The organism is Aeromonas sp. QDB18, assembly GCF_027705325.1.
GTDB lineage: Bacteria > Pseudomonadota > Gammaproteobacteria > Enterobacterales > Aeromonadaceae > Aeromonas > Aeromonas caviae.
Window position 1 is genome coordinate 1 of record NZ_JAPDBQ010000256.1, and the last position, 2,033, is coordinate 2,033.

The 2,033-nt window shown below is 52.4% G+C and carries 2 protein-coding genes; both read left to right on the forward strand.

All coding sequences use genetic code 11. The annotated features are described in order from the left end of the window. Positions 1-213: hypothetical protein (locus tag OKC30_RS20620; protein WP_270809797.1), on the forward strand; the 213-nt coding region annotated here is incomplete at its 5' end. 318 nt (positions 214-531) lie between these two features. Further along, positions 532-1,539, forward strand: a complete 1,008-nt coding sequence (locus tag OKC30_RS20625; RefSeq protein ID WP_041206994.1) for a Fic family protein — start codon at positions 532-534, stop codon at positions 1,537-1,539. The last annotated feature ends 494 nt before the right edge of the window (positions 1,540-2,033 follow it).

The following is a 2,033-nucleotide window of genomic DNA, read 5'->3' on the forward strand; positions in this document are numbered from 1 at the left end:
TTAGCGACTAATCAGATCGCACAAACTGGACTGAGTTCCCTTCCTCCGGTGATCTACTATTCGGAACAGCTATTTAGAGAATTCTGGGAAGCACTCAGGAGCCTGCCATCGAGCAGGCTCTTTGATGTTCACACCAGGGGTCGCAGCTTGGCACGTGCAGATTCAAGAGATGAACCGACTCTTCAGGTCGCTGCCATTCTGGCAGTCAATTGACTAGAAACAAAAAGGCCACTATTGCTAGTGGCCTTAGTAAGTCTTTGATTTTAATGGTGCCTGAGGCCGGAATCGAACCGGCACGACGCGAACGTCGAGGGATTTTAAATCAAAGGAACTCGTTTGCATCTCATTGCATGAAATAGCAAGCAGATGGAGCGAGTAACACAGCAAGTTCGCAACAAATCGCACCCCGTCATAGAACATCGCATACCGCTTATCACAGAATTCGCAAAGATACGCCGGCGTGTTGGTCTTGCCCCCGATCTGATAATCTCTGAGCCTTCGCATTTGCAATCGTTTCAGTCGGAGTCCCCCATGGCAGCCTATTCCCCTCCCTTCACCCTGACCCACGCCATGTTGAGCCGGGTGGCGGAGATCGCAGAATTGGTGGGGCAATGGCGCTCGACGCAGAGCTCGCAAGTGCCCATGCTACGCCGGGAAAACCGGATCCGCACCATCCAGGCATCCCTGGCTATCGAGCACAACACCCTGAGCCTGGATCAAGTCACGGCAGTGATCGACGGCAAACCTGTACTGGGATTACCCCGTGAGATCCAGGAGGTGCGCAATGCCTTTGCCGCTTATGAAGCAATGTCGGCTTGGGCCCCTACCTCTTCTGCGGATTTGCTCAGGGCCCATGAACGTTTGATGCACGGGTTATGCGACGATGCAGGGCAATGGCGTAGTGCTGGGGTCGGCATCTATCGGGGTGAGCAATTAGTACATATGGCTCCCCCCGCGACTCAGGTTCCGCGTCTGATGGAACAACTGATGCAATGGTTGGCAGAAACAGAGGCCCATCCCTTGATCGCCTCTTGTGCCTTGCACTACGAGTTGGAGTTTATCCACCCCTTTTCCGATGGAAATGGTCGTATGGGGCGCTTGTGGCAAACGGTGATCTTGAGCCGTTGGCAACCAGTGATGGCCTTCCTGCCGGTGGAAGCGATCATCAAAGAGCGCCAAGAGCACTACTACCACCAATTAAGTCTGGCCGACAGGCTGAGTGACTGCACCGATTTTATTCTGTTTCTGCTAGAGGCGCTGCGAGATGCGTTGACCGAGGCGATTGCCGCACAACCGGCATCACAGTTCACACAGCTGGAAAAAATGCGGGTAGAAACGCCGGTAGAAATGCGGGTAAAAACGCCGGATGCGGTGTTGGCTATCTTGGTGGCTGAGCCGACCTTGACCCTTAAACAAGTAGCCGAGCGGATAGGCAGATCGACCAGCACTGTGGAGCGAGCGGCGGCGGCGTTGGTTAAGGCAGGACGATTACGCTTTGTTGGTCCGCGCAAGGGTGGGCAATGGGAAGTGTTGTCATAGGACAGCTTGCTAAGGCCACCGAGTGTGTTACTACAGCCGCCCAGCTTCCGGGTTGTATCAGTAGACATACAACCAGCCAAGTAAACCCAAGCGCAACGAACCCCATTTGCGCACAAAGGGGGCGCAGTAACTCTCTGTTTTATCTCACTAACACCACAAGGTGTAAGATCTCCATTGGGGATAATCAGATACTGTGATACTTGCCCCACATCCCAATGGATAGACTCCTATAGGTCAGCTAACCTGTCCTCACCACATCCCCAAAAGATGCATGAAATGGAATTCTCGTCGCTCGCGGTATCTATTCTGGCAACTTCTGGCTTGTTCTTGGGCCCGATTTTCTTATCTGTCGGGATCATCTTGTTAATAAGAAAACCTGATTACCCATGATTAGCAGTCACCACGAGCTATACTGATCTCATGTACAGAACCTTAAGCGGCAAGCGAATTAATAATACCGTCTAACGTGTTGTTTTGCTTGGATTTTCTCTGCC

Excerpts from the sequence above, each read along its gene's own strand:
- OKC30_RS20625 (WP_041206994.1), top strand. The coding sequence starts at position 532 with ATGGCAGCCTATTCCCCTCCCTTCACCCTGACCCACGCCATGTTGAGC.